Source organism: Senegalimassilia sp., from assembly GCF_977052095.1.
The window spans coordinates 13,792-37,853 of record NZ_CDRSTZ010000016.1 but is presented as its reverse complement, the minus strand read 5'-3'; the positions used below and the strand labels follow the sequence as shown (position 1 = coordinate 37,853).

The 24,062-nt window shown below is 60.3% G+C and carries 16 protein-coding genes; 6 read left to right on the top strand and 10 right to left on the bottom strand.

Translation table 11 applies throughout. The features are described from left to right. Positions 1-153: 153 nt before the first annotated feature. The 8 genes from ACWI6D_RS04880 to ACWI6D_RS04845 form a co-directional block, all read right to left on the bottom strand. Positions 154-1,611: a type I restriction-modification system subunit M gene (locus ACWI6D_RS04880; RefSeq protein ID WP_449133868.1), complete on the bottom strand. Its 1,458-nt coding sequence runs from the start codon at positions 1,609-1,611 to the stop codon at positions 154-156. Positions 1,612-1,718: 107 nt separating this feature from the next. Continuing rightward, positions 1,719-2,195, bottom strand: a complete 477-nt coding sequence (locus ACWI6D_RS04875) for an HNH endonuclease (RefSeq protein ID WP_449133867.1) — start codon at positions 2,193-2,195, stop codon at positions 1,719-1,721. Positions 2,196-2,204: 9 nt separating this feature from the next. After that, positions 2,205-3,788, bottom strand: a complete 1,584-nt coding sequence (locus ACWI6D_RS04870) for a vWA domain-containing protein (RefSeq protein ID WP_449133866.1) — start codon at positions 3,786-3,788, stop codon at positions 2,205-2,207. A 3-nt stretch (positions 3,789-3,791) separates the two neighbouring features. Beyond that, on the bottom strand, positions 3,792-5,126 hold the full coding sequence (locus tag ACWI6D_RS04865; protein WP_449133865.1) for an AAA family ATPase: 1,335 nt from the start codon (positions 5,124-5,126) through the stop codon (positions 3,792-3,794). Then, positions 5,123-5,788, bottom strand: coding sequence for a hypothetical protein (locus ACWI6D_RS04860; protein ID WP_449133864.1), 666 nt, complete (start codon positions 5,786-5,788; stop codon positions 5,123-5,125). Before ACWI6D_RS04860 ends, ACWI6D_RS04865 begins: the two co-directional genes overlap by 4 nt. A 5-nt stretch (positions 5,789-5,793) precedes the next feature. Beyond that, a complete protein-coding gene (locus ACWI6D_RS04855; RefSeq protein ID WP_449133863.1) occupies positions 5,794-9,030 on the bottom strand; it encodes a DEAD/DEAH box helicase family protein in 3,237 nt (1,078 codons plus the stop codon). Positions 9,031-9,485: 455 nt separating this feature from the next. Continuing rightward, positions 9,486-10,706 carry an LL-diaminopimelate aminotransferase gene (locus ACWI6D_RS04850; RefSeq protein ID WP_449133862.1) on the bottom strand — a complete coding sequence of 407 codons (1,221 nt, stop codon included), beginning with the start codon at positions 10,704-10,706 and terminating at the stop codon, positions 9,486-9,488. Positions 10,707-10,895: 189 nt separating this feature from the next. Then, positions 10,896-11,525: a flavodoxin family protein gene (locus tag ACWI6D_RS04845; protein ID WP_302935966.1), complete on the bottom strand. Its 630-nt coding sequence runs from the start codon at positions 11,523-11,525 to the stop codon at positions 10,896-10,898. A 333-nt stretch (positions 11,526-11,858) separates the two neighbouring features. On the opposite strand from ACWI6D_RS04845, the gene ACWI6D_RS04840 reads away from it, so the two are divergent. Beyond that, positions 11,859-14,756, top strand: coding sequence for an excinuclease ABC subunit UvrA (locus ACWI6D_RS04840; RefSeq protein ID WP_449133861.1), 2,898 nt, complete (start codon positions 11,859-11,861; stop codon positions 14,754-14,756). Between the two features lie 428 nt (positions 14,757-15,184). On the opposite strand, the gene ACWI6D_RS04835 is transcribed toward ACWI6D_RS04840, so the two are convergent. Both ACWI6D_RS04835 and ACWI6D_RS04830 read right to left on the bottom strand, forming a co-directional pair. Further along, the gene (locus ACWI6D_RS04835; protein WP_449133860.1) at positions 15,185-15,430 is read right to left on the bottom strand and encodes a hypothetical protein; all 246 of its coding nucleotides are present in this window, start codon (positions 15,428-15,430) and stop codon (positions 15,185-15,187) included. A gap of 698 nt (positions 15,431-16,128) precedes the next feature. Continuing rightward, on the bottom strand, positions 16,129-17,601 hold the full coding sequence (locus tag ACWI6D_RS04830) for a DHA2 family efflux MFS transporter permease subunit (protein WP_449133859.1): 1,473 nt from the start codon (positions 17,599-17,601) through the stop codon (positions 16,129-16,131). Between the two features lie 468 nt (positions 17,602-18,069). Between ACWI6D_RS04830 and ACWI6D_RS04825 the strand changes: the two genes are divergently transcribed. The 5 genes from ACWI6D_RS04825 to ACWI6D_RS04805 all read left to right on the top strand — a co-directional run bounded on the left by ACWI6D_RS04825 (position 18,070) and on the right by ACWI6D_RS04805 (position 23,948). Beyond that, positions 18,070-18,510 (top strand): hypothetical protein, encoded by a 441-nt coding sequence (locus ACWI6D_RS04825; RefSeq protein WP_449133858.1) that lies wholly within the window; start codon positions 18,070-18,072, stop codon positions 18,508-18,510. Between the two features lie 205 nt (positions 18,511-18,715). Further along, positions 18,716-20,164: a hypothetical protein gene (locus ACWI6D_RS04820; RefSeq protein WP_417751791.1), complete on the top strand. Its 1,449-nt coding sequence runs from the start codon at positions 18,716-18,718 to the stop codon at positions 20,162-20,164. 264 nt (positions 20,165-20,428) lie between these two features. Beyond that, the gene (locus tag ACWI6D_RS04815; protein WP_449133857.1) at positions 20,429-21,778 is read left to right on the top strand and encodes an SPFH domain-containing protein; all 1,350 of its coding nucleotides are present in this window, start codon (positions 20,429-20,431) and stop codon (positions 21,776-21,778) included. Between the two features lie 418 nt (positions 21,779-22,196). Further along, the gene (locus tag ACWI6D_RS04810) at positions 22,197-22,859 is read left to right on the top strand and encodes a Crp/Fnr family transcriptional regulator (protein WP_302718312.1); all 663 of its coding nucleotides are present in this window, start codon (positions 22,197-22,199) and stop codon (positions 22,857-22,859) included. A gap of 195 nt (positions 22,860-23,054) precedes the next feature. Continuing rightward, positions 23,055-23,948, top strand: coding sequence for an aldose 1-epimerase family protein (locus ACWI6D_RS04805; RefSeq protein WP_449133856.1), 894 nt, complete (start codon positions 23,055-23,057; stop codon positions 23,946-23,948). Positions 23,949-24,062: the final 114 nt, after the last annotated feature.

The window sequence follows — 24,062 nt, the reverse complement described above, 5'->3', positions numbered from 1 at the left end:
TGACGCCATTAGCCCCATAAACAGGGTATCCTTGTTCTTTCAAAGCGGTTTTCGGAATTGTCTTCCATTGCTTGGGTCGGCATATATCAGCAAGCTTCACCCATTCGCCTTCAAATCGCCGTTTGTCAGTTTGGATTTTCTTGTTTTCGGCCATTACAGCATCGCCTCCAGTTCTTCGAGGTCTTTGGCGATTTTTGCGTTGCGCGCTTTGATGTCGGCGATGAGTTCGCTGGTGGGCGGGTACTCGATCTTCTCGTAGACGATTTCCTTGTACTTGTTGATGGACAGGTCGTAGTCGTTGTCGATGATCTCCTGTATGGGCACCATGAAGCTTTTCTCGGTGCGGGCGCGGTCTTTTTCGGCTTCCAGGTTGCTGAAGCGCTCGATGATGTCGGGGATGTCGTTGGTGTCGATTTCGCTGCGCTTGTCGTCTAGGCTGTAGCCGTCGGCTTCCATGTCGTAGAACCACACGTTGTCGGTTCCGCCGGTGCCCGTTTTCGTGAAAATCAGGATGGCCGTGGAAACGCCTGCGTACGGCTTGAACACGCCGGAAGGCATGGAGATGACCGCTTGCAGCTGGTTGTCTTCAATGATTTCCTTGCGGATAGCCTTGTGCGCCTTTTGCGAACCGAACAGCACACCATCGGGCACGATAGAAGCGCATCGGCCGCCGACTTTCAGGCTGCGCAGGAACAAGGCCAGGAACAGCAGCTCGGTTTTGGTGGTGGAGGCGATGTTACGCAGGTCCTTCGCGATGGTTTCCTTGTCTAGGCTGCCCTTGAACGGCGGGTTCGCCAGGATAAGCGTGTAGGCATCGCGCACGGTGTTGTCTTCGGACAGCGAATCCAGCTGCGTGATGTTTGGTGCCTCTACGCCGTGCAGCATCATGTTCATGGCGCCGATGCGCATCATGGTGGAGTCGGTGTCGTGACCGGTGAACATGGTGGTTTGGAAGCGCTGCTGCACGTCGGCCTCCATCAGCTCCGCCCCGTAGTTCTCTTTGAGGTATTGCGCTGCGCCGCAGATAAAGCCTGCGCTGCCCATGGCCGGGTCGCAGATGATGTCGTCGGGCGTGGGCTTCATTAGCTCCACCATCATCTTGATGATGTGACGCGGTGTTCGGAACTGACCGTTTTGCCCGCTGGTTGCCAACTTTGACAGCAGGTAGTCGTACACGTCGCCCATGATGTCCTTGTCGGACAGGTCGATTTCTTCCAGCTTCTCAACGATGCGCGTGAGGGTGCGTGGGTTGCTCACCACGAATGTGGCGTCCTTCATGTAGCGCGCGAACGCGGTGTCATCGCTGCCGCCCAGCTCGTTTTTGATGAAGGGGAACACGTTTTGCAGCATGTTGTCGAACATGGCCTGCGGTTCGTAATTGCGGAATACGCTCCATCGGCAGTTCTGGTGGTCGGTGTCGAACGTGGGGTCAGCCACGGGCGCGTCGAACAACGCCGCGGTGGCCTCTTTGTTCAGCTCGTTGTCATCGAGGGTTTTGATGAACATGAGGTACGTGAGCTGTTCGATGACGGTAAGCGGATTGGTGACGCCGTTTGACCAGAAGATATCCCAAATGCCGTCGACTTTGTTTTTGTACTCGCCGGTGATCATGCTCGACTCCTAACGTTTTGGTTGGGTTGTTTTGATGTCTGTGTTTATTATCCGTTATGGCTGCTGCTGATTTTTGCACAACATTTTGCGGCAGCAAGGTATGCCGGCTATTTACCCATGATCGCGCGTAGTTCGTCGGGGGTGTAGGTGCCGCCTGGTTTGGCGTGTAGGGCTACGTGGCAGTTGGGGCAAACGGGGATGAGGTCGCGTACGGGGTCGACCTTGTGGGCTTCGCCGGTTTCATGCAGCGGCACGATGTGGTGCACTTGGATGATGCCGGCGAACTGAGGCCCGTATGCTTTTGCGAAATCGAAGCCGCAGATGGCGCAGGTGTCCCCGTGCGCTTGGATGCATGCTTGGCGGGCGGCGCGGCTGCGTTCGTATCGATCGGCTGCGACGGCCTTGAGCGCGCCCTCGATGAGGGCGGCGGTGGCTTGCTGCTCGGACGGGGATTCTTTTGCTTCTGACGCTATTGCCGCGTTCGCCGCTGCTTTTTCTTGTGCGCCTTCGATTGCATCGTCGCAGAAGCCCGCGTTGCGCAGCTTTTCCTTGATGAAGTCTTGCGGTGTCAGGATGTCGTTCACGGTAAGTCCCTAATCCTCGAGTGGCATAACTGCGCCGTAAGGTTTTTCCACCGACAGGGCTTCCACGTTGCCGATGATTACCCATAGATTGCGGTAGGTCAGCGGTCTGGGGATGGAGTCTTCGGCGTAACCGTCCGTGAAGATGATGAGTAGCGCGTCACGGAAGTAACGGCGTTCGTTGATGTATTCGATAAGGGGCGTGAAATACGTGCCGCCGCGTCCTAACACGTGGTTTGGCAGGTCGTCGGGGATTTTCACGCGGTAGACGCTTTGGACCTCCATGTCGAATTCGATGACGGTCAACTCGAATCGCTTCCGGGAGATGATGGCGAATATCTCGCGGAAGATTTGGGCGATGTCGTCGTCGCTCATCGAGCCTGAGGTGTCTATGGCAACGCAAATCTTCAGCGTTTTGCTTTCCTTGGTGCCCGACAGGTCGAAGCGCTTCGGCTGGCGTCGGTTGAGGCGCGTGCGCGTTTTTGTTTTGCCGGCGGTTACGGCGCCTACGTATTTTTTCAGGATTGCTTGCCAGTTGAGCTTTGCTGGTTGGTTCAGCCGTTCGACTTGGGAGGTGAACCGGGACGGCATCATGCCGCGCGACTCGCTACCCATGATATCGACTGCTTCGTTGACCAGCTCTTTTGCTGCTTCGGCAAGCGCTTCTCCTATGTCGGTTGAATTGTCGTCGTCCTCTTGGAGCCAGGCGTGGTCTTCCAGATTGCCAGCTGCTTCAACTGCGGTGACGGCTGCCTGTGCGTGTGCTTCCGAAGAGCGGGACGCGTCGGCGCGCAATCCTCCCATTGGTGCGCTTCCGCTGCTTTCGCCCTGGTTGCTGTTGCTGGCTTTGACGTTTTCGTTCTGGTCGCTTTCGCTGTTGCCGGCTTCGCTTTCGCCTTGGCCTTCGTTTTCGCTTTCGTCTTTGCTCTGGCGATTTTGCTGGTTGTTCGATTGAGGGATGGGTGCAATGCCGTTTTGCATTGAGTTCTGGTTCTGGTCCTGCGGTTTGGCCTTTCCCTTGATGAGGTTGAAGTAGTACAGGTAGCTTTCGCCTTGGCTCAGGCCGCTCAGGTTGAACTTCCTCGCAAGCGTTCCCGACGTGACGACGCCGCGAGGCGCTTTCAGGAACTTGCCCTTGCGCCTTGCCTCACGGTTCAGCTGGTCGTTCACGGCTGCGTCAGCGGCGTAGTTGAACAGCTCGAAGAGCTGTGGGTCCTTTTCCGGGTTCGACTTCACCATTTCGGCGGGGTGGTTGAACACTACGTGATCGACCTCGTGGCAGAAGATGTAGAGGATTTCGCGCAGCGAGTATTTCAGCAGGATGAGCGGGTTCGTTTCGAACACAGGCGGGTAGGCGTCCAGGCGGATGCCCGCGATGGTGCGGCATTCAAAGTTTGCGCGAAACGTCATGGCCATGAAGAAATACCCGTAATAGGTATCGCGTTCCGACACCAGGTACAGCGTGACCAGGCGCGCGAACTGCTGGAAATCGCGGCCGATGTCGTCAAGTAGCTGCGGGGCTCGCGTGCGCTCGAACTGTTCGACCGCGCCTTTCATGCGGGCGAGCAGTTCGATGATGTTCTCGGTTTCTTCCATAGCTTAGCTGTTCTGGATAAGCGCGCGCGTGCTGTCGGACAGGTCGAGCATGGCAACAAGGTCGCTTTCGAACACGTCGAAAATCAGCTCGATAAGGCTGTTGCCGTCGTCGGTGGTTGCTGCTGCGATTTTTTGCGCGAACAGCAGTTTCGTTGACGGATCAAGCACGCCGAGCAGCGCCGAGAGCTGCTTCTTCGTTTTCGCGAATGCCTCTTGGTCGAGCATAAGGAACTCGACGTTGGCCTTCAGGTAGTCAAGCAAGGCGTCACAGGTTTGGATGCATTTGGCCACGGGCAGGTTTTTGATGCGCGGTGCTACCTTGTTGAGGTTTTCGTCGTCTTCCAGCACTTCCTCGGCTGTGAGCGCGCGGTCTTTCTTCATAAGGCTGGCGAAATACATGGTTGCCACGGTGGCGCCCAGCTTCGCGCTGGCCAGCGCCTTGAGGTCCTTGTTGACGGTGGCGGGCTTATTTTCGCTGGCGGTGAAGAACGCGCGCAGCTTCGGCTCGCTGGCGATGATGGTGTCGACCATGTCCCAGCCGCGCGGCGAGGGCGCAGGTTTTTCCTCGTCTTCAAGCTCCTTCGAATTCTCCGAAAGGCACTTCGGGTTTTCCTTGATGAAACGCAGGATGTCCGGTGATATGCCGGTTGCTTTGCCATATGCCAGCCACTCGTTGGCGTTGCTGTCGACTTTCAGCTTCAGAAAGCGGTCGAGCTGGGCGGGGTCCATTTCGTTGGTGGCGTAGGCGCTGTTTTGCGTGCTGGGGTTCATGGCGCCTACGAAGAACACCCACCAGGGGAACCGGTATCCGTTGACGGTTTTCGTCAGCAGGATGTTCATGAGCTCCTTGTATACCGTGTTCTCGGTGCGGTTGATTTCGTCGATGAACACAATGACAGGCTTGACCTGGCCTGACGCCAGCAATTCGATGCGTTTTTCGGAGGGTATGTTGTTGAGCGCGTAGCGGTTTTCGTCGCCTTCCAGCGTGTCTGCTGCAGGTTTTGCCCCCAGGCTTTCGCCTAGCTGCTCGTAGATTTCGCGCTCCTTGTTTTGGATGCGCTCCACGGCGTAGTAGGGAAGGAACTTGAACTGCACGGCACCCGCGGCGTCTTCGTATTGATAGGGCAGGCCTGTGATTTCGCCCTCTTTCAGCGTGCCGCCTTCGATGGTGATGCACGTGCCGCCAAGATCGTCCGCAACGCTTTTGATGATGGCCGATTTGCCGATGCCGTGCCTGCCCGAAATGAGCGGCGTGATGAATAGATTTTCCTTATCGGTTGCCACGTTCGCCAGAAGCGCGCGCTTGATCAGGCGTTTCGCGTTGTTGATGGAAATCAATAGCGGACTCCTTTAAGTCGGAGGAACACATCAAGTTTGCTCGAGCGGTTTTCCTTTGCGCGCCATACGTTGACGCCGTGCTTGATGACCAGGTCGGGATTTAGGTCGGCGTAGTGCTTTACGAAGAATTCTTCGCTGAAGTGTTGTGTTTTGGCCAACGTTGCATGGTCGAGCACGTCGAAGTATTTTTCCAGGAACGTTTCGCTGAAATCAAAGCACTTCATTAATGCAATGTGCTCGGATTCGTTGAAGGCGCTGAAGTTCGCATCGATGAAAGCCTCGTTGTTTTTGGTTTTCTCGAAGTAGCGTTTCAACTCGCCTTCTGGGTTGTCGGTTTGGCGAATGACCTCAAGGTCGCGCGCAAGCTTTTCCGCATCGGTGGGCTCGGGCAGCTTGATTTCCTGGCCGAAGGGGGACAGGCTGCTTGCCGGAACGGTAAGCGGGCTTTGAGACAGCGGTGGGTTGACGTGCTCTTGGAAACCTTTGCCCGGCAGCTTTTCCTGCGCAAGGGCGCGTTGCTTGCGAATCAGCTGGATGAGCTCGTGGCAATGAGCGATGTATTGCTTGCTGTATTCGCCAGTATCAAGCTCGACTTCCAGGCTACGCAGGTCAACTTCGAGAAGCTCGTCATGCTGATTGGTGAGGATATCTTCGATGTCCATGGCCATTACTTGTTCACCGGCTTCACGGGGTTGTGCAGGATGTCGAGCAGGGTTTTGACCTGTTTAAACTTTTCGGCACCGAATAGCTTCAACACATTCACTTTGTTAAACGGAGGGTTCTGCAACGTCATCGCATCTATATCTCCATTGGCTCGCGCATACGAAACCATCTGGTCGAAGTAAGCTTTTTGCCGCGGCGTAAGGTTGGGGTCGTTGACGATCGAGCCTGCCTTTGCATTCACAGCGTCTTGCGAGATGCCCACTTGCTTGCGGATGAAGGCCAGCGAGAATTGCGAGTTGCCTGACCAATCGGCGTATTCGGCTGTGGTGCCTAGCTTTGCGGTGAAGGCTTGCTCGATTTCGTCGTATTCTGCTGCCGTAAGCGGCTCAAGCGTGCGCAGCTTTTCCAGGATAACGTTGTGCTCATCGGCCAGATAATCGTTCACGCGATCGATGTACGTGCGTGCTTTCGCCAGCCCCTCTTGTTCGCCAGCTTCGATAAGCTGATCGGGCAGGTTGATGATGTAGTACTTTTTGTCGTCGGGGATATACTGCATCAGCTCGCGCAATCTTAGCCGCACGTCTTCAGCGCGCTCAAGCGAGAAATCGTCAAGCAGGTATGCGCCCTCCATCATGTTGGCGATGAGCTCTTCTTCTTTGCGCACTTGCGGAATGTTCTTTAACTTGGTAAGCGCTTCCATGCGTTCGGTGAACTCGCGCTCGACGCCTTTGAAGCCGCGGCGAATTTTGTGCGGGTCTTTGCCTGCTTCTACACGTTGCTCGTATTCGTCTTCCACGGTCAGCACCAGCGCATCGAAGCTTTTGACGCGCGCCGGAACGCCTTCGCTGGGAAACAGGGGCAGCACATGCTCGGTGATGGATTCCACGTCGCCTTCGGCAAGGTGGTCGAACGAGCCGTCGGTTCGGTACTTGTTCACGTAGGCAAGATGCTGATTCACCTCGATGGCGTCGTTGTTGAGGCTTTTGATGGTTGAGACGAAGTAGTTGCGCAGTTGCTGTTCGTAGTGCTTGTCGAATTCCGCCGGCTGCTTCTTCTGCTGTAGCTGGCGCAGGATGGAAAGCCGAAGCATGTCGCAGTGGCCGCTTTGGCCAAGCGGCACGTCCTTTTCTTGCGGCGCACCTGCAGAACCCTTGTCGGCGGTCCAAGTTTCGCGAGCATTGAAGTAATGGAAGTTGTCGTAGTAGTCGAATGCCAAAAAGCCTTGCTTGTCCAGTTCGGGGCCGAACAGGTTGGGCGACAGGCGGGTTCCGCGGCCTACCATCTGCAGGAACTTAATCTTCGAGCGCACCTGGCGGAAGAACACCAGGTTCACGGCATCAGGGATGTCGATGCCGGTGTCCAGCATGTCTACGCTTACTGCGATTTGCGGCAGCTGATCGCGTTCGCCCAGCCGGTCGATGATGCTTTGCGCGCCGTCGACGCTGCTGTCGATGAGCTTGCAGAACTCCGATCCGCAATGATGGTAGAGCGCGTTGAATCGGTCGACGACAACTTCGGCTTCGCGATGATTTTTCGTGAAGATGATAGTTTTGCCCAGCTGGTCGCCTGCGTTGATTTTCACGCCCGTTTTCATGAGATCGTTAAGCATGACGTCGATGGTGCCAACGTTGATGGTGTTCTTGTCGGGCGTGAACACGGCGCCGGTCATGTCGCCGTCGGTTGCATCAAGCGCGTCGGAGTCGCCATCGACCAGACGGAATTCTTCTTCCACCTGCTGTTTTTGCTCGTCGGTTAAATCGTCGTAGCGAATGCCCCGGCGCAGACCTTCGGTGGTTCGATCGAGCACGGAAAAACCGACAAGATAGCCGTCGTTGATGGCTTCTTCAAGTCCGTATTCGAAATCGGGGATACCGCTTTCAATCTCGAACGCCTTGTAGGTGCTTCGTGCCTCCTCGCAGCGCGGCGTAGCGGTGAGGCCGATCATCAGAGCGTCGAAGTAGTTGAAAAGGCGCGCGTATTTGTTGAACAGCGAGCGGTGCGCTTCGTCGACGATGATAAGGTCGAAGCGGCCGATGCCGAATTCGCGCGTGTCTCCGTCAACCATGCGAATCATGGTCTGGTAGGTGGCGAAAATGAGGCGTGCGTTTTTGTCGCGGTTATCGCTGCTGCCGGTGAAGATGGACGTGGTCATGTCGGGGAGCAGCTTGTTGAAGTTCTTGTGTGCTTGCCGCACCAGGCTGGTTCGGTCGGCCAGGAATAGGACGTTTTTCACCCAGTTTGCCTTCGTGAGCACGTCGACAAGCGATATGGCTACGCGTGTTTTGCCGGTGCCCGTTGCCATGACGATGAGGCTGCGACGGCGCTTGTTTTCGAATGCTGAGCAGGCGGCCTTGATGGCTTTCTTTTGGTAGCTGCGGTTCGTGATGTCGTCGTTGATGACGGGGCTAGTGATGCTGGAGCGGTTGTTCGCGCGCTGTTTCAGCAGCTCGAGTTCATCAAGCGTGTGAAAGCCGAACACGCGGCGCGGCGGGTAGCCAAGCGGATCGATGCACGTGATGCGATAGCCGGTTACGTAGTAAGCCGTGGGCTTGTAGCCGTATTTGACTTCCATTTGCGCGGCCGCGTGCTCGGCCGCTTTTCTGCCGGCGATGGGGTTGGCCATGGCGTTGGTGTAGTCGATGACGGCGAGCGGTCGGCTGTTGCGGCCGTACAGCACGCAATCGATGGTGGAGCCGTCATCGAGCACCATGTTGAGGCAAGCGGTTCCGGGCAGTGCCTGGTTGTGGCTTGTTGCGATTTCCCATTCGGCTTCGCGCAGCGATGCTTTGACGTACAGGCGCTTGTTTTCGGTGTCGTCGCGGTGCTTGAGCGTGGAGAACTTCGTGTTGCGCAGCGTTTCCGCGAACTCAGCTACGACCTCGCTTGAAGGAACGCAGGGCTCTTGCGTGGCTTGCGCGGCAGGGGCCGCGGCTGCGGGTGCCGGCTGCGGTGTTGCGGGCGCGGGTGTGCTTGCGGGAGTTGATGTGGGTGCAGGTTCCACGACAGCGCTTGTTGGCGTTGCGGGCGCGGGCTTCGGGGCTGATGTCGCGCGCTTTGCTTGCGCGGCATCGAGCGGCGAGACGAAAACGGGGTAGTCGCTGATGAGCTTGAGATTGATACATAGCTCGCCGACGATGAACTGCAGCTGTTCGAGCGTTTCGCAGGCGACTTGTGGGGATACGTCTGCGCCATGCGCTCCAAGGTTGCCGTTTTTGCGAACGGTGTGCATAGCCGAAAGCACGGTTTCATCGTTGACATAGCGCTCAAAAGCGGGGTCGCTCATTTTTTCGAACAAGGTTGCTGTTGATTCGGGCTCGCCGACTGCCGAACGGTAAATGAGCGTGACGACAAATTCAAGTGCAGAGCGCGCCGATCCGCAGCTTTGGGCTGGCAACGCAAGCGCAATGGCTTCAGCGGCATAGCACGCATGATAGAGCTTGGCTAGCTGAGGAAAAGGCTTTATGAAGTCGAAATTCATGGCCGTCCTAACGTTCGCAAAACTGGTTTTTGCAGTACGTTATCCATTATAGTTCGGCCGAGCTGGGCAATGTTGTACAACAAATAGCTGGCTGGCAGCCGAGGCTCGGATGGTTGTCCCATTCGAGCCTCGCTGCTCATTCGCTGTACGAAAAAGCGGGGTCCGACGTTGTGGTCAAACCCCGCTTCGCCTTCGCGAATCTTGGTACTTTCGTGCGCTTAGGCCATGAGCTTCTTGATGCGGTCCATGGCTTCTACCGTGGCGTCGGCGTCGCCGAAGGCGGTCAGGCGGACGTAGCCTTCGCCGGAGGGGCCGAAGCCTGCGCCTGGCGTGGTGATGATGTTCGCTTCGGTCAGCAGCTTGTCGAAGAACTCCCAGCTGCCCACGCCCTCGGGGGTCTTGCACCACACGTACGGGCTGTTCATGGCGCCGTACACGGTGAAGCCGGCAGCCTCGAGGCCTTCCTTGATGACGCGGGCGTTGTTGCGGTAGTACGCCAGCGTTTCCTCGATTTGGCGTTCGCCTTCCTCGGTGTAGATGGCCGCCGCGCCGCGCTGGATGATGTAGCTGGCGCCGTTGAACTTCGTGCACTGGCGGCGGTTCCACATGGCGTTGAGGCTTTGGCCGTCGCGCACGAGCTCCTTCGGTACCACGGTGTAGCCGCAGCGTGCGCCCGTGAAGCCGGCGGTCTTCGAGAACGAGCGGAACTCGATGGCGCAGGTTTTGGCGCCTTCGACCTCGTAGATGGAGTGCGGCACGCCCTCTTCGACGATGAAGCGCTCGTAGGCGGCGTCGAACATGATGATGGAGCCGTTGGCGTTGGCGTAGTCGACCCACACCTTCAGCTGGTCGGCGGTGAGCACCGTGCCGGTGGGGTTGTTCGGGCTGCACAGGTAGATGACGTCGACCTTGCCTTCGGGCAGCGCCGGGCAGAAGCCGTTTTCGGCGGTGGTGGGCATGTAAGTGATGTTCGTCCAGCGCTCGGCGGCCTCGTCGTAGTCGCCCGCGCGGCCGGCCATGGCGTTGGAGTCCACGTACACCGGGTACACCGGGTCGCACACGGCCACCATGTTGTCGACGTCAAGGATGTCTCCGATGTTGCCGCAGTCGGACTTGGCGCCGTCGGAGATGAAGATCTCGTCGTCGGCGATGTCGACGCCGCGGGCATGGAAGTCGCGCTTGGCGATGGCGGAGCGCAGGAAGTCGTAGCCCTGCTCGGGGCCGTAGCCGTGGAACGTCTCGGCCTTCGCCATGTCCTCGACGGCGGCGTGCATGGCCTCGATGACGGCCGGCGCAAGCGGGCGCGTCACGTCGCCGATGCCCATCTTGATGAGCTTGGCCTCGGGGTGCGCCTCGGAGTACGCGGCGGTGCGGCGCGCGATCTCGGAGAACAGGTAGCTGCCGGGGAGTTTCTGGTAATTCGGGTTGACCTTAGCCACGAAGGGCCTCCTTGCATTTCACGGGTTCCAGCAACGGGGCCGCAGCGCGCGGCGCCCGCGTTTTCAGTCGGCGTCTATTGTGCCGCAACGGCGCCCCGCGCGCAGCAGATTTAACGGGGAAAGCCGCTATTTAACATGGAAAGCCCCGCGTGATTGCGCGGGGCTTTCGGAGAAACGTGCGTGCGAGCCCTAGCGGATGTAGTTCGTTTGGGCACCGCGTTCGGCTTTGGGGGCTTCGATGCCTGCGGCGCGTCCGGCTTCGATGCATTGCAGCAGCCATGCCATGTTGTGCGCGATGTTGCGCATGGTCTGCATGCCTTCGGCATCCTGCGCCGCCTCGCCCGGCGTGCGGCCGTGGGCGTTGTTCCAGTACGTCGACGACACGATAGGCATCTGGTTGATGGTGAAGTACTTGTTCAGCACGTCGAACGACGCCGTGGTGCCGCCGCGGCGCGCAACGGCAACCGCCGCGCCGGGCTTGTGCGCGAACGCCTTGCCGCCGGCGTAGAACGCGCGGTCGAGCGCGCACATGATGCGGCCGGTGGGGTGCGCGTAGTACACGGGCGTGCCGAACACGAAGCCGTCGGCGCCGGCGGCCTTCTCGATCAGCTCGTTGATCACGTCGTTGGCGATGGCGCACTTGCCGCCCAGCTCGGCGCACTTGCCGCACGCGATGCAGTCGTTGACGGGCTTGTTGCCCAGCCACAGCGTTTCGCACTCGATGCCGTGGCCCTCAAGGGCGCCGGCAACCTCGGCAAGCGCGAGGGCGGTGTTGCCCTCCTGGCGCGAGCTGCCGTTGATAAGCAGAACTTTGCTCATGATGAATCCTCTCGTCTTTGATGCCTGCTTATTGTATAGGCTTGCGGGACGTGGGGTGAATTTCGCACCGAAATCGCAGGTGTGCTGCCGCGCCGCTCCCATACGTTAAGGGCGCTTGGTTGCAGGGGCGAAGTTTGGCTTGCCTCGAAGAAAGGGCGCCGGTAGCGTGAAGCGCACGATGAGTAAGCGGCTCGGGGAATTATACCCCGTTGACGGCTGCCATCGTTTTCTTGTTCATGCTTCCGGTTTCCGCGCCTGAACCGCCTTGGCTTGAAGTCGGCTTCAATGTCTATAATCTTTGACGAATGATACGTTCTTTCGAAAGGGTTCGCCATGGCATCTTGCCCTCAGGGTCCATCTACTGTGCATGCTTCTTCTGCCGAGTTCGCCGCCGCGCAGGGCTCTTCCGCGGCTAGCGGAGTCGGTGGCGCGCCCGACCACATCGAGGTGCGCGGGGCGCGCGTGCACAACTTGCGCGGCGTTGACGTGGACATTCCGCTTGGCAAGCTGGTGGGAATCGCCGGTGTGTCGGGTAGCGGGAAAAGCTCGCTGGCTCTTGGCGTGCTGTATGCGGAAGGCTCGCGGCGCTACTTGGAGGCGCTGTCGACGTACACGCGCCGCCGCATGGGGCAGGCCGCGCACGCCGACGTGGACGACGTGCGCTACGTGCCCGCCGCGCTTGTGTTGCACCAGCGCCCGAGCGTGCCGGGGGTGCGCAGCACGTTCGGCACCATGACCGAGCTGCTGAACAGCCTGCGCCTGCTGTTCTCGCGCGTGGGCAGCCACGCGTGCCCGCATTGCGGAACGTACGTGCCGCCTTCCATGGCCGTTGCCGCCGAGCAATCCATCGTGTGCACCTCGTGCGGCCAGCGGTTTTGGGGCCCGGGCGCCGAGGACCTGGCGTTCAACAGCGGCGGCGCGTGCCCGACGTGCAGCGGCACCGGCATCGTGCGCACGGTCAACGAGGCCGCGCTGGTGCCCGACGAGAGCAAGACCATCAACGAGGGCGCGGTGCTTCCGTGGGGCAGCCTGATGTGGGACCTCATGAAGCAGGTGTGCGGCGAAATGGGTGTGCGCCTTGACGTGCCGTTTCGCGACCTGACGCCCGCCGAGCGCGACATCGTGTTCCACGGGCCGGCCGAGAAGAAGCACATCCTGTACCAGGCGAAAAAGGGCGACAACTTCGCTGAACTGGACTTCACGTACTACAACGCCGTCTACACCGTGGAGAACGCGTTGGCGAAGGCCAAGGACGAGAAGGGCCTGGCACGCGTGGCGAAGTTTCTGACCGAGGGGCCGTGCCCCGATTGCGGCGGCACGCGCTTGTCGGCGGCGGCGCGCGGACCGCGCGTGCGCGGCATCAATTTGGCGCAAGCGGCTGAGATGACGCTTGACGAGGCGGTGAGCTGGGTGGATGGCGTGCCGGCATCGCTTCCGGCCGAGTTGCGCCCCATGGCGGTTTCCATTTGCGAGTCGTTTCTGCATACGGCGCGGCGTCTGCTTGAGCTGGGGCTGGGGTACTTGTCGCTTGATCGCGCGGGAGCCACGCTGTCCACCGGCGAGCGGCAGCGCGTACAGCTTGCGCGCGCGGTGCGCAACCGCACCACCGGCGTCATGTACGTGCTCGATGAGCCTTCGATCGGTCTGCATCCGGCCAATATCGACGGGCTGCTTGGCGTTATGCGCGACCTCATTGCCGACGGCAATTCGGTGGTGATGGTGGATCACGACACGCGCATCCTGTCGCATGCCGACTGGCTGGTGGAGATGGGGCCCGAGGCAGGCGCCGGCGGCGGGCACGTGGTGGCGCAGGGAGCGCCGGCGGACTTGCGCGCAAACCCCGCGTCGATCATCGGGCCGTATTTGGAGAGTGAAGACGACGGCTCGGGAAACGCATTTGACGCATGGGCGGCGGGCCTGCATGGTAAGAGTGAGGGCGGGCGGAATGAACCGCTTAAGGCGAATGCGGCTGTTGAGCGTGCGGAACGTAGCGACCATGCTTGGTCGGATTTAGCCACAGACTGCGACGATGTTTGCGAGGCAGGGAGCGTGGTTTTGGGTGAATTCGGTGAGTGGCGTTCCCGTTGCAGCATCGACGACCTGTTTGCGGCTGGGGTCATCCATATGGAAACAAACGCGTTGCACACAGTGCATCCGCTGGTGGTTGACCTGCCGGTGAACCGGTTGATAGCGGTTACCGGTATGTCGGGAAGCGGCAAGACCACCATGGTGCTTGAGGAGCTGATTCCTGCGCTGACCTCGGTGATTGCAGGTGAGGCGCTTCCCTGCGCCGTGCGCAGCATCACAGCTGACGGCATTTCGCGCGTGCAGCTGGTGGACGCTACGCCCATCGGGGCGAACGTGCGCTCGACGGTGGCGACGTACTCCGGCGTGCTTGACGACTTGCGCCGCGCGTTTGCGCGTACCGAGGCGGCGAAGGCGGCGGGCTTGAAGGCCGGCGCGTTCTCCTACAACACCGGCAAGCTGCGTTGCCCCACGTGCGATGGTACGGGTCAGGTGTCGCTTGACGTGCAGTTTCTTCCGGATGTGGACGTACCGTGCCCCGATTGCCGCGGAAGCCGCTACAGCGCGCAGGCCGATGCGATTCGTTGGGCGGGCAAAACGGAGGAGACGTTGGCCGGCAAGGGTGTAGCGCCGAATCCGGGCGGCGCGCATGCTGCTGGCGCCCTAGTTGGCGGCGCGGGCCGCGTTACGCTTACTGGAGTCGATGAGCCCCTCGATTTCGCTGCGCCAGGTGGTGAATCCGGTCACACGCTTCCGGAGCTTATGGCCATGAGCGTTGACGAGGCATTGGTTGCGTGCGCAAGCCTGAAGAAGGCGCGCGAGCGGTTGCAAACGCTGCATGACCTGGGGCTTGGCTACTTGACGCTTGGCGAGGCGACGCCGGCGCTTTCCGGCGGCGAGGCGCAGCGGCTGAAGCTGGCAAGCGAGATGGGTCGCGCGCAGAACGGGTCGCTGTTCGTGTTCGACGAGCCCACCATCGGCCTGCATCCGCGCGACGTGCGCACGTTGCTGGGCGTGTTTCAGCACCTGGTCGAGCAAGGGGCAACCGTGGTGGTCATCGAACACGACCTTGATTTCATTCGCAATGCCGATTACGTGGTTGACCTGGGGCCGGGCGGCGGTCAGGCCGGCGGGCGCATCGTGGCAACCGGCACCCCCGAGCAGATTGCCGCGAACCCTGACAGCATGACCGGCCGGTATTTGTAGCAGTGTGGACAAAAAGCTTTCGGTCGGTAGGACCGCCCGAAAGCGTGACGAGCGGATGTCTGTAGCGGAGTAGGCGCCTTATTCGCGTGTTGACATTGCGAGCGTATTCAACTTCTCGAAAAAATGGCCACTTTTGGTCAACTTTTTGAGAAGTTGAATACGCATGTTGCCGCCCCATCCTCATTTGGCGTCTCGTGTTGATTCTTGTCTTTGTTATTAAGCGTTTGAACTGGGGATATGCTAACTCAAACTACAAGGCTTGTACTTCGTTGTTGCGGCTTGCGGGATGGCGGTTCAGCTTCTTGGATTATTGTCCTGAATATGTTCAGGAACTCGATTTTTTGCCCAACAGTGGCCATATTTTCGAGAAGATGAACCCAGGGCTGCGGGTGCTGAACTATTTGCGCTCGTTTGTGCAGACATCCTGGCTAGCCTTGAGCGTTTGACTCTCCGTGCCCATTGTTGCCGGTTTTTTCGCGCTGTGCGCGGGTGCGGCGGCGGGCTGCCTGCTCTGCTTCGATTTGGCGGGCGAACTCGTCCATTTTTCGCTCGCCTTCGCTTTTGATGCCGAACAGCGTGCGGCCGCTTGAGACGCGCGGTTGCGCGCTGCCGCTCATCTGCACCTGCAGCTGCTGTTGAATGCGCTCCCATCTGCGCTCGAAATCGCTGGTCATTGGCGTGCTCCTATTGTTGCTTGTGCTTCGTTTGCTCAACCGTGTTTGCTTTGCGAAGTCGGAAACGGCGTGCGGGCAATGGGGCTTTGGGCGGCGGTCGATAGGCTCTCTTCCCGCTTTGCTGAAAGCGCCTTTTTGCACGCGCATCGTTTGGCCAACAAGGTCGTTTTTCGCTTCGCTATGATAGCGCGGTTGGGTTTCGCGCGAAGGTGCGTTTCTTGGAGTCGTTGGTGTTTATGGTTTGGCGGCAATTGCGCCGCCTGCCGTTTTGCTATACTAGCGGCCGTCAATCGAATAGTTTGCCCTGCCGCCGGGTAGGGAACCGAGCACTCGGATGGATCGCGTCGTTAGGCCTTTGAAGACGCGGTTCGCCGGGTGCTTTTGTTTTCCCTGGAAAGAGTTTGTGTCTCTTGTTTATCGAGTTCGCCAAAACGTGCAAGAAAATGCGAATTTCGGGGCATGCGCGAAAGGTTAAGACGCCGGACTGCTTCACGCAGGGTCGTTCGTAACGAATATGCTAGCGGTAATTACTTGCCGTTGTGGCAGCGCGCATGAAAACGGCGTAAGGATTGATGTCGATGGGCCGGGAATGCCCCGAAATTCGCGAAAAGTTGCAAAAAACGCCCGCGCGGTGCTGCGCGGGCGTTTTCTGTTGATAGGTTATTGCCTCAAGAACGGTGCGGATGCGGCCGATTCCCTTAGCAGCCTTCGCCGGCTGTTTGGGGGCCTTCGGTTTGCGGGGCGCCTGCGGGCATGTCGTCCTCGGCGGCTTCGCTGCGCTTCTTCAGCAGCATGGACACTGCCAGCGCGGCCACGGCCAGCACCAACGTGAACATGAAGCCCCAGTGTACGCCGTTCGTGAACGCGATGGCGCCGCCCTCGGCGCTTGCGGCCTGGCCCATGCCCAGCAAGCTGGTGGCCACGGCCGTGGCAACGGCGCCGAGCACCTGCTGCAGGGTGTTCATCATGGTGGAGCCGTCGGCGTTCATGCGGTGCGGCAGCGAGTTCAGGGCGCTCGTTTGGCTGGGAGACATGGCCAGCGGCACGCCGATCATCATGATAACGTGCGCGCAGATGGCGTACGCCACGGGTGACTCGGGCGTGGCCAGCAGGAACATGACGGCGCCCGCGATGGACAGCGCGAAGCCCGCGCGCGCCGGGATGCGCGCGCCGATGCGGTCGTACAGCCCGCCAGCGATTACCGACACGATGCAGTTCACGATGCCGCCGGGCAGCATGAGCATGCCGGCCATGGCCACAGGCAGCAGCATGCCGCTTTGGATGTACTGCGGCAGCAGGTACATGGCCGAAAGCGTGATGCCGAAGTTCAGCATGACCAGCGTCACGCCCACGCGGTAGCCCTGCTGGGCGAACACGCGCATATCAAGCGCGGGTGTGTCCATGTGTAGCTGGCGCCACGCGTACGCGGCTACGCAAACCACGCCGATGACCAGGGCGGACAGCACCTCGACGCTGGTCCAGCCGTACAGGCTGGCAAGACCGGCGCCCAGCACGATGCCGCCGAAGCCCAGGCACGACAGCACGCACGACAGCACATCGACGGTCGGGCGCGTCAACTCGTAGGGGTTCACCAGGAACTTCGCCGCGAACACCATGGCCACGGCCAGCACCACGGCGAAGGCGAAGAAGATGGCGCGCCAGCTAAAGGCGCCCAGCAGAATGCCCGACAGGGTGGGGCCGATGGCCGGCGCAAACATGATGATGAGCGCCGTCAGACCCATGGCCGCGCCGATTTTCACCGGCGGGAACACCTCGAGCACCACCGCGAACATCATGGGCAGGATAAGGCCCGTGCCGATGCCCTGCACCAGGCGGCCGGCCAGCATGATCTCGAAGCTCGGCGCAACGCCGCTGATCACCGAGCCGACAAAGAACGCGCCAAGCGCGAACAACGTTAGCTTGCGCACGCTGAACCATTTCATAAGCAGGCTGGCGAACGGCAGAACAATGCCGATGACCAGCATATATCCAACAACCATCCACTGCATGACGGCCGTCTCCACGCCGAAGGCGGCGGAAAGCTGCGGCAGGGCGATGTTCAGGGACGTTTCGCTGAACATGCCCGTGAAGCCGCCCAGGTACAGGCCCATCATGGTGAGGTAGGGGTTCGGCGTCTTGATGCGCGCCTCGTGGGGATTAAAACCTTGCATATTGTGTTCCGTGCATTCCTTTCCGATTCCGGCAGCAGCGCCTTGCCGTTTGCTAGCGAGCTCGTCTTTGCTTTGGCCGGCCTGGCGCTCTTTGCCTGAAGTGGCGAAGGGCATGGCGAAGGCCGTTTGGGCGAATGCGATTCCGGGCAAACAAAAAGCGGGCCTGCAAAGGAAGCTTTCATCCTTTGCAGGCCCGCTGTGTCCACGGCGCTACTGACTACCACTAATTGTCTTTACCTTAGCAGAAGCAAGGCCCGTTTCGTAAGCGTTGAAATTGTGGAGAATGGGCGCATGGTGGCGGCTTCCAACCCGCCCATCGACATGGAGCTGTGGGGCAACACTTGCGCGGTTTGCGCTAGCGAGACGCTCGTTATGGCTGTTGAAATCGGACCGCAACGCTTTTGTCACGGTTGGTTCGGTACCGTTTCCTTATCGGTTGTTCAAACCAGCAAACGGAAAGGGACGGAAATGGAAAAAGCGGAGCCTTATCGCAAGGTCCTGAAGGTCATGTGCATCTTCTCCATCGTGTACGACCTGTTGATGATTGCGCTGTTCTCGATTGTGGCGGCGGGCCTGTTCGATTACGACACGGCCGCCTTGCTTCTGGGCCTGCCCCAGGACATGCTGGGCGGCGTGAGCCTGGCCTCGGTCATGCAGACGCTGGGCGTGATGATGATTGCTTCCCAGGTCATTCACCTGATCGGCGTGCTGTTCGTGCTTCACGGCGTGAAGAACCCAGCGAAGATGAAGCCCGGCATGGTTCTGTACGGCATCCTTTCGGTGTTCTCGATTTTCGGTCTGATCAGCAATCTTGTTGGCGGTGCGCTTTCCGGCATAATTGTTGGTTCGTACATCGCGATCTGGTTCAAGTTCTACTGCACTTTGAGGGTCAACAAGATGGCGAAGTAGCTGCTTGTAGACTTTGACCGAATTACACGTTGAAAAGGCGCTTCGGGCCACAGGGCTCGGGGTGTCTTTTCGTTTTGAGCCATGTGGCTCAACTTTGCTGAAATGGGCCTGAAAACTGCCCGCGCGGCGGCACGCGGGGGCGGTGTTTGATAAGCTGTCACCAGGAAGCAACGCACGCTTCCGCATCCCAATCGAAGGAGTCGCCATGGCTCAGGAATCTGTGAACTATCAATGCCCGAACTGCATGGGCCCGCTGCATTACGTGGGCGAAAGCGGCAAGCTCGAGTGCGATTTTTGCGGGTCGTCGTTCACGCCTGCCGAGGTGGAGGCGGCGTATGCGGCCAAGCAACAGTCGGCCGACGAGGCGGCGCAAGAAGCGGCCGCGCGCGCTGAGGCGGGCGAGCAGTCGGCATTTGACCGCATGGCCGATGAGGCCGCTGGCGCGTCGTCGGTGGTCACCGACGAGGTCATCGACGCCGCCGTTGCCGTGGGCACGCAGGCCGATGACCCCATCGCGTCGTTTCTTTCGCGCGCAAGCTGGAACGACGAGGAGCGCGAGGGCATGCGGTCGTACGTGTGCTCGTCGTGCGGCGCGCAGTTGACCGCCGACGCCACCACCGCCATCAAGGAATGCCCGTATTGCGGCAACCAGGCCATGGCGCCCGGCACGTTCGTCGATGGCGCGAAGCCCGATGTGGTCATCCCGTTCAAGCTGGACAAAACGGCCGCTGAACAGGCGCTTACCAACTACTACAAAGGCAAGAAGTTCCTCCCGAAGGAATTCGCTGCCGCCAACCGCATCGCGCATGTGCAGGGCGTGTACGTGCCGTTTTGGCTGTACAACGGCACGGCATCGGGCCAGGGCACGTTCGAGGCGCGCAACATCCGCACGTGGCGCGAGGGCAAGTACGAGGTGACGGAAACCGACGTGTTCCGCGCTTGGCGCGAGGGTTCGTCGGCGTTTTCGCGCATCCCGGCCGACGGGTCGGCGAAGATGCCCGATGGGCATATGGATGCCATCGAGCCGTTCGACTACAACGAGCTGGTGCCGTTTTCCGTGGCATACCTGCCGGGGTATTCAGCCGAGCGTTACGACCAGGATGCCGACGAGTGCCGCCACCGCGCCGAGCATCGCATGGAGAACACGCTGACCGAACAGCTGCGCGGCACGGTTACGGGCTACGACCAGGTGGATCCGGGCCATGTTGACGCCAACGTGGAGTTCGGCGAGCTGCAGCAGGCGCTGCTGCCGGTGTGGATGCTGCACACGCGTTGGAACGACGAGGATTACCTGTTCGCCATGAACGGCCAGACGGGCCGGCTGGTAGGCGACCTGCCGGTGTCGCCGCTGAAGGTGGTGCTGTGGTTCGTGGGGCTGTTCGCGGTGTTCGCGGCCATTATGATGGGCATTGACGTGGGCTTTTTGGAGCTTGAGGACACCATGAGCCGCGTGCTGGTGGACGCGGGCGTGCCGCTGGCCATTGCGGGCGGTACGTGCTTCTTCTTCTACTCGGAGATGAAGACGGCCAAAGAGCAGGATTCGGCGCATGGCTACGTTGCCGACGGCGGGTTGAACCTGACGGGAAGCCACGACCAGTTCGTCAACTCGTTCCGCACGCGCACGCTGGTAGATACGGGGGACGACGACCGGTAACCGATCGCAACCGGTAATCGGTCGCGGAGCGTGGACGGTATCGCGGGGTGGCATGCCGCAAACGAAACGGTTTCGTCACGGAATTGTCCCATCGCCGTGAACTTCGGTATAAGTATGTTCTGCATCGGACGGGCCGGCTGCAATTTGGGGCGACTTGCGCGGCCACTCGTTGGCATGGCGTGGCAGCGGTTTGCCCGCGGCGGCTGGCCGATATTCGATAACGGTTTCAAGGCGCGAAGGCGCCCGAAGGAATAGGAGAGAACCATGGGTCTTTTGAAAGCGGGCGCGGGCGCGCTCGGCGGTGTTCTGGCGGACAGCTGGCGCGACTACTTCTATTGCGATGCGCTTGAGGCGGACGTGCTGGTGGCGAAGGGCCAGAAGCGCACGTCGAGCAAAGGCCGCAGCTCGAACACGAAGGGCGAGGACAACATCATCTCCGATGGCTCGATCATCGCGGTGAACGAGGGCCAGTACATGATCATCGTGCAGCAGGGCGCCATCGTGGACGCGGTGGGCGAAGCCGGCGAATACGTGTTCGACAAGTCCACCGAGCCCAGCCTGTTCTTCGGCGACGCCACGCTGAAAGACCGCGTGCTGCAGTCGTTCGAGCGCGTGGGCGCGCGCTTCGCATTCGGTGGCGATGCGGCCAACGACCAGCGCGTGTACTTCTTCAACGCGAAGGAAATCATGGACAACAAGTTCGGCACGGCCACGCCGGTGCCGTTCCGCGTGGTTGACGCGAACATCGGGCTGGACACCGATTTGTCCGTGCGCTGCAACGGCCAGTATTCGTACCGCATCGTCGACCCGCTGATGTTCTACAAGAACGTGTGCGGCAACGTGGACGACGTGTACACGCGGGACAAGATTGACGCGCAGCTGAGGTCTGAGCTGCTCATGGCGCTGCAGCCCGCGTTCGCGAAGATCTCGGCCATGGGCGTGCGCTATTCGGCGGTGCCGGCGCACACGATGGAGCTGGTGGACGCGCTCAACGACGCGCTGGCGGACAAGTGGGCATCCACGCGCGGCATCCAGGTGGTCAGCTTCGCCGTGAACTCCATCAGCATCCCGCCCGAGGACGAGCAGATGATCAAGGATCTGCAGAAGGCCGCCGTTATGCGCGACCCGAATATGCGCGCGGCGAACCTGACGGCGGCGCAGGCCGATGCCATGCGCACGGCGGCGGGCAACACCGCCGGCGCTGCGGTGGGCTTCATGGGCATGGGCATGGCGGCCGGCGCGGGCGGCATGAACGCGCAGTCGATCTTCGGGCAGGCCGATGGCGGCGTGCCGCAGAGCCAGTATCCCATGGCCGCTGGCGGCGGCTTTGCCACGCCGGGTGCGCCGACGGGTGCGCCGGCCGGCGCGGGTGCGGGTGAGTGGACGTGCTCGTGTGGCGCTACGTCTACGGGCAAGTTCTGCCCGAATTGCGGCAGCCCGAAGCCCGAGCCGGTGGCCGCTGGCGAGTGGACGTGTTCGTGCGGTGCGAAGAACACCGGCAAGTTCTGCGGCAACTGCGGACAGCCCAAGCCCGCCGCTGATGGCTGGGATTGCAGCTGCGGCGCGCACAACACCGGCGCCTTCTGCAGCAACTGCGGCACGAAGCGCCCGTAGGGGGGAACGAAGTGCCTGTCGCGTGCGGCGGCAGCCTGTTCGCTAACGGTATGCGCGCTGCGTAGGTTTGCGCTGCGTGGTGAACTTTTTCAGGGGCGGTTGCCGCAGACGGCAACCGCCCCTTTTAACTGTCAGGATTGGCGTTGACTGCCCATTTTTCATTGGATTGGCGAAAAATGTCGAAAATTCGAAGTAGAGGGGCAGAATCTCGCCGTTGACGCTTGCTTTGGTAAGGTTTTGCGAGGTTGAACTTGTGTCGTCGGTAACGAACGATGCAATAATTGTAACTACCGATGATGATGACATGCATATTGGGTCTGCGATAGCGCAACGTTGCCCCTCTGCTTCGAAAAAGTTGCAGAAAATACTCGTGAAGGCCAAAATGTTCTAGAACCGACATTTTTGGATGGAGTTTGTCATGCCTGCACGTTTATCAGATGCGCCCCTGTTCAGGGGCATTCCTGCGGAAGAAGTTGATGCTATGCTGCCGTGCCTTGGTGCGTCGCGGCGGGCGTATCGCCGTGGCGAGCGCGTTATGCGGGCGGGCCAGGTGGCAACGCGCGTTGGCGTGCTGCTTGAGGGGCGGCTTCATGTTGAGATGCCCGATGCGTGGGGCAACGTGAGCGTGCTTGAGTCTGTTGGCCCTGGTGAGCCGTTCGCCGTTGCGTATGCGTGCGGCAAGGAAGGCGTGCTGGATGTAGACGTGGTGGCCGACGCCGACAGCACTGTGGCAACGCTTGAAGCCGCTCGCGTGCTGCATCCGTGCGAGCGGCAATGCGCGTGCCACGGCGCATTGGTGCGCAACTTGCTGGTTTCCATGGCGAACAAGAACATCGCCATGAACCGCCGCGCCATGGCCATGGCGCCGAAAACCGTGCGTGGCAAGATTCTTGCGTACCTTTCCGTGCAGCAAACCGTTGCGGGCACGCCCGAGTTCGCCATTCCGTTCACGCAGGAGAAACTGGCCAGCTACCTGGGCGTTGATCGCAGCACGCTTTCGGCTGAGCTGTCGGCGCTGCGAAAAGAGGGCGTTATCGACTACAAGGGGCGCACATTCCGGCTGATGGGCAGCGGATTGTAGGAGTGACGCAAGTAGTGCGCGCCTGCTTGCTGCGGTGTGCCCGATGCGCCAGGAATCTGCAATCTGGAAGCGCTTGCTATTGCGACGCGAATGGCGGATATTCTTTGGATGAGAACGCTTCGACTTTTTGATTGTCGCAGCTCGTGGGGCGTGGTATTGCGAGATGCGATGACTGGGTGAGACGAAAGGACTTGCATGTCTGAACTGGTTGAAATTCGCGGCGGGCGCGTTGCGGCGGCTATCGATCCGTTGGGCGCGCAGCTTTCGAGCCTGCAGCTTGAGGGGCGCGAATACTTGTGGCAAGGCGACCCGCGGTTTTGGGCGCGCCGAGCGCCGGTGTTGTTCCCGATTGTGGGGTCGCTGCGCGGCGGGTGCGCGCAGTCGGCGGCGGGCCCGTGCAAGATGGGACGCCACGGCATCGCGCGCAACTTCGAGCATGCGGTGGTGGAGCGGGCAGCCGATGGAAGTGCGGCGACGTTCGAGTTGCGCGACTCGGCGGAGACGCGCGCGGCGTACCCGTACCGTTTCGCGCTGAACATGACGTACGCCGTTGCGGGAGACGCCTCGCTTTCGCAGACGTTTCGCGTTACGAACACCGGCGACGTCACGCTGCCGTTTTGCGTGGGCGGGCATCCGGCGTTCAACGTGCCGCTGTCCGGTGCGCAGGGCGAATCGTTTGAGGATTACGAGCTGCGTTTCGCCGAACCTTGGACGTGCTCGGTGCCGGTGATTGGACCTGATGGCCTTATGAGCTGGGAGGACGCCTTCGAGTGCCCGCTCGGCGCGAACGCGCTGCCGCTGACGCACGCCACGTTCGACCATGACGCGCTTATGTTCTCGCACGTCCCGGGAAGCACGCTGACGCTTGCGGGCACGAAAAGCGACCACGGTGTGCGCATGGATTTTCCGGGTTTCGACTATATCGGCGTGTGGTCGGCCGCCGGCGACGCGCCGTTCGTGGCGCTTGAACCCTGGACCGGTCACACCACCGCGGACAACGAGGACGACGTGTTCGAGCACAAGGCCGGCATGACGCTGCTTGAGCCTGGCCAAACCTTCGAGCGCACATTTACCATCACGCTGTTTTAACGCAGCTCGCTAAAGATCGACTGCCTAAGGATTGGGAAGCGCGGGCAAAAGAGCTGGTGAAGGGGCGAATCGAAGCAAATGCCAGTTCTTGTTTGCGGCGGTGGAGCTTTCTCG